Source organism: Hydrogenophaga sp. FW305-3-2-15-A-LB1 (genome assembly GCF_058787875.1).
Genome location: NZ_JBYTAE010000158.1, coordinates 1 through 4,442, shown reverse-complemented (window position 1 = coordinate 4,442; position 4,442 = coordinate 1). Strand labels below are relative to the sequence as shown.

The 4,442-nt window shown below is 65.2% G+C and carries 5 protein-coding genes; all 5 read right to left on the bottom strand.

What is annotated here, in order from left to right; translation table 11 throughout:
* Positions 1–398: ATP-binding cassette domain-containing protein (locus tag AC3WPZ_RS27615; protein ID WP_492442537.1), on the bottom strand; the 398-nt coding region annotated here is incomplete at its 3' end.
* Positions 399–589: 191 nt separating this feature from the next.
* A complete protein-coding gene (locus AC3WPZ_RS27610) occupies positions 590–1,915 on the bottom strand; it encodes an ABC transporter substrate-binding protein (protein WP_444689019.1) in 1,326 nt (441 codons plus the stop codon).
* Between the two features lie 58 nt (positions 1,916–1,973).
* Positions 1,974–3,050 (bottom strand): branched-chain amino acid ABC transporter permease, encoded by a 1,077-nt coding sequence (locus AC3WPZ_RS27605; RefSeq protein ID WP_492442535.1) that lies wholly within the window; start codon positions 3,048–3,050, stop codon positions 1,974–1,976.
* Between the two features lie 27 nt (positions 3,051–3,077).
* Positions 3,078–4,007 carry a branched-chain amino acid ABC transporter permease gene (locus AC3WPZ_RS27600; RefSeq protein ID WP_492442533.1) on the bottom strand — a complete coding sequence of 310 codons (930 nt, stop codon included), beginning with the start codon at positions 4,005–4,007 and terminating at the stop codon, positions 3,078–3,080.
* 48 nt (positions 4,008–4,055) lie between these two features.
* A partial coding sequence (locus tag AC3WPZ_RS27595) for an ABC transporter ATP-binding protein (protein WP_492442531.1) occupies positions 4,056–4,442 on the bottom strand: 387 nt, incomplete at its 5' end.

Below are 4,442 nucleotides of genomic sequence, written 5' to 3'. Positions count from 1 at the left end.
AAGTAGGTGTAGACCTTCTCCAGGTTGGCCGCGACCTCGGCCTTGCTCTTGCGGGTGTAGGAGCCGGTCATGAGGTTCTCCTCGATGGTGAGGTGGGCGAAGCAGTGGCGCCCCTCCATGACCTGGACCACGCCGCGCTGCACGAGGTCGGCGGGCGAGAGGTTCTCGATGCGCTCGCCGCGCAGTTCGATGCTGCCCTTGGTGACCTCGCCGCGCTCGCCCTTGAGCAGGTTGGAGATGGCGCGCAGCGTGGTGGTCTTGCCCGCGCCGTTGCCGCCCAGGATGGCCGCGATCTGGCCCTGGGGCACCTGCAGCGAGACGCCCTTGAGCACCAGGATGACGTGGTTGTAGATGACCTCGATGCCGTTGACGTTGAGAACGGTGGTGGGCGTGTTCATGGAGATTCCGATTCCTTGGGGACCATTTGCCAGGGCGGCGCGCCACCCTGGCAGATGGCGGCTGGAAAAACCAGCCGCAGGAACGAACCACCACCGCAGCGCGTGCCCCATCCAGGGACACCGAGGGTCCGGCTCTGCCGGCCCCAGGTGTCGCCCCCTGGAGGGGGTCGCGCGCAGCGCGGCGGGGGTGCTTAACTCTGGCAGTCGGCCGCGGTGCGGCGCGTCAGCTTCTTCTCCGCTGCGTACTTGTCGCCGGCTGCCTTGATCATGGGATTGAGCAACGCGGGATCCGCATGCAGCCACTCCGAGCTCACCTCCCACTTGGAGCCGTTCCACGTGTAGGCGCGCGCCGCCGAGGGGCCCATGTGGTCCTTGCAGCTGGTGGACAGCGGTTGCATCACATCCGCGATGCCGAGTTCCGCCAGGCGCTTGTCGTTGATCTGCAGGTTCTCGTACCCCCATCGAGCCTGGGCCGGCGTCATCACCTGCCCCTTGCCAAACTTCTCCTGCGCCCGGCGCACGCCTTCCACCGCCACCATGGCGTTCATCAGACCGCGCATGTAGAGGGCTTCGCCGACCTCTTCCTTCGGACCCGAGCCCTGGCCCTTGGCGTGCAGCTTCTCGCGCACCTCCTTGGCAATGGCAGAGTCAAACCCCGGGCCGGGCAGCACGAGCACCGCGCTGTAGCCTGCGGCGCCTGCCACTTCCTTCACGTCGGAGTCGGAGCCGGACGGCCAGACACCGACCACATGGTCCCGCGGGAAGCCGGTGGACTGCGCCTCCTTCAGGGCGGTGGAGTTCATCACGCCCCAACCCCAGAGCAGCACGAAGTCCGGGCGCGCGCGGCGGATCTGCAACCAGGCGGCCTTCTGGTCCACACCGGGATGCGACACCGGAATGGCCGTCAATTCGAAGTCGTGTTTCTTGGCGCGCGCGGTCACCACGGGAATGGCTTCCTTGCCATAGGGGCTGTCGTGGTACAGCAAGGCGATCTTCTTGCCCTTGAGCTTGTCGACCCCACCCAGCTTCTGCGCCACATACTGGACCTGCGTGTCCGCCGAGGCCCAGTGGCTACCGCCAATCGGGAAGCTCCACTTGAAGACCTCGCCGTCGGCGCTCTCGCTCAGTCCGTAGGCCGGCGTCAGGATCGGAATGCCATCGGCCATGCCGCGCTCCGTCAGGGCCAGCGTGATGCCCGTGGACATGGTCTGGAACACCGTGGCGCCGCCGTTCTTGCCCTTCATGCGCTCGTAACACTCCACGCCCCGGTCGGTGGCGTAACCGGTTTCGCATTCTTCCCAGGCGATGCGCACGCCGTTGATGCCGCCCTTGAGGTTGGCCAGTTTGAAGTAGTCGACAAAACCGTTCGCCCAAGGCGATCCGCTGGGCGCATACGGGCCGGTGCGGAAAGTGAGCAAAGGGAAATACTGTTGTTTGTCTTGGGCGATGGCGTTGGTGGACATGCTCGGGGCGAGCAGGGCCAGCACCGTCGCGAAAGTCGCGCAGGTTTTCTTCATGGTGTCTCCAGATGTTGTGTAGGTTTTCGCGTGGCCGGGTTCGTGACCCCTTAGGGAGTCAGTGAGGAAATGGCCAGATCCTCAACTTTTGCTTTCCGAGTGACCAGAGCTTGCCGAGCCCGTGGGGCTCGACGATCAGGAACCAGACGATCAAGGCCCCGAACACCATGAACTCCGCGTGCGACACCGCGACCGTGGAGATTTCGACGCCCACCAGCGCCCCGATGGCGGGAAGAACCTGGTTGAGAACGATGGGCAGCACGACGATGAAGGCCGCGCCGAAGAAGCTGCCCACGATGGAGCCCAGGCCGCCGATGATCACCATGAACAGCAGGCGGAACGAGACATCCACAGAGAAGGCCGCGGGCTCCCAGGCGCTCAGGTGCACGAAGGCCCAGAGCGCGCCGGCCACGCCGATGATGAAGCTGCTCACCGCGAAGGCGCTGAGCTTGGCGTACATCGGGCGGATGCCGATCACGGCGGCGGCCACGTCCATGTCGCGGATCGCCATCCACTCGCGGCCGATGGCGCTGCGCACCAGGTTCTTGGCCAGCAGCGCGATGACCGCCAGCACCGCCAGGCAGAACAGGTACTTGCCCGCGGCGCTGTCCAGCGACAGGCCGAACACCTGCAGGTTGGAGACCGAGACAGAACCCGAGGGCGTGTCCAGCGTGAACCACTTGATGCGCAGGAACATCCAGTCGGCGAAGAACTGCGCGGCCAGCGTGGCCACCGCGAGGTACAGGCCGCGCACGCGCAGGCTGGGCAGGCCGAACAGGATGCCGAAGGCCATCGCACACAACCCACCCAGGATCAGCGCCGGGATCAGCGGCATGCCCGGCACGCGCACGAAGAAGTTGTAGGCGCCGTAGGCCCCCACGGCCATGAAGGCGCCCGAGCCCAGCGAGATCTGGCCGCAGTAGCCCACCAGGATGTTCACGCCCAGCGCCGCGAGCGACATGATCAGAAAGGGGATCAGGATGGCGCGCAGCAGGTACTCGTCCGCCAGCAGCGGGACGCCGATGAAAGCGAATGCGATGAGGCCCCAGATCAGCCAGCGGTCCTGCGCGATCGGGAAGATCTGCTGGTCGGCGCGGTAGGTGGTCTTGAATTGACCGTTTTCACGATAGAACATGGCGGGCTTTCTCTTTTTTGTTCTGGGTCACACGCGATCGATGATCTTTTCGCCGAACAGGCCCTGGGGCCGGAACAGCAGGAACACCAGCGCCAGCACATAGGCGAACCAGATCTCGATGCCGCCGCCCACGAACGGCCCGAGGTAGACCTCGGAGAGCTTCTCGCCCACACCGATGATCAAGCCGCCGATGATGGCGCCGGGCACCGAGGTGAGGCCGCCCAGGATCACCACCGGCAGCGCGCGCAGCGCGACCGTGGTGAGCGAGAACTGCACACCCAGCTTGGAGCCCCAGATGATTCCGGCCACCAGCGCGGTGATGCCCGCGACGAACCAGACGATGACCCAGATGCGGTTGAGCGGGATGCCGATGGACTGCGCGGCCTGGTGGTCGTCGGCCACGGCGCGCAGCGCCCGGCCGGTGGCTGTCTTCTGGAAGAACAGCGACAGCGCGGCGACCAGCAAGGCGGCCACGCAAGCCGCGTAGATGTCTTCCAGGTTGAGCAGCACCCCACCGTCGAACGTGCCTTCGAACAGGATCAGCGGATCCTTGGGCATGCCCACGTTGATCGGATAGATGTTCGAACCGAAGATCGTCTGGCCCAGGCCGTCGAGAAAGTAGCTGATGCCCAGCGTGGCCATCAACAGGGTCACGCCTTCCTGGTTCACCAGGTGGCGCAGCACCAGCCGCTCGATCAGCCAGGCCACGAGCCACATGAGCGCACCGGCGAGCACGAAGGCCGCCACGTTGGCCAGCACCCGGCTCTCGATGCTGGTCCACAGGGGTATCCACTCGGAGAAGCGGGCCATGGCCAGGGCGGCGAAGAGCACCATGGCACCCTGGGCGAAGTTGAAGACGCCCGAGGCCTTGAAGATCAGCACGAAGCCCAGGGCGACCAGCGAATACAGCATGCCGGCCATCAGGCCACCCAGCAGCGCTTCAAGAAAAAATGCCATGGTCAATTCCGTTCGCGAGAAAAGGTCCGTCCAGGGGTGCCGTGGTCATCAATGACTCGTGCCGAGGTAGGCGCTGATGACCTCCTCGTTGCGGCGGACCTCTTCGGGGGTGCCGTCGCCGATCTTCTTGCCGTAGTCCAGCACCACCACGCGGTCGGAGATGTCCATCACCACGCCCATGTCGTGCTCGATCAGCACGATGGTGGTGCCGAACTCGTCGTTCACGTCCAGGATGAAGCGGCTCATGTCCTGCTTCTCCTCCAGGTTCATGCCCGCCATCGGCTCGTCCAGCAGCAGCACCTGCGGCTCCATGGCCAGCGCTCGGCCCAGGTCCACGCGCTTCTGCAACCCGTAGGGCAGCTGCCCCACCGGCGTCTTGCGGTAGGCCTGGATCTCCAGGAAGTCGATGATGTGTTCGACGAACTCGCGGTGCGC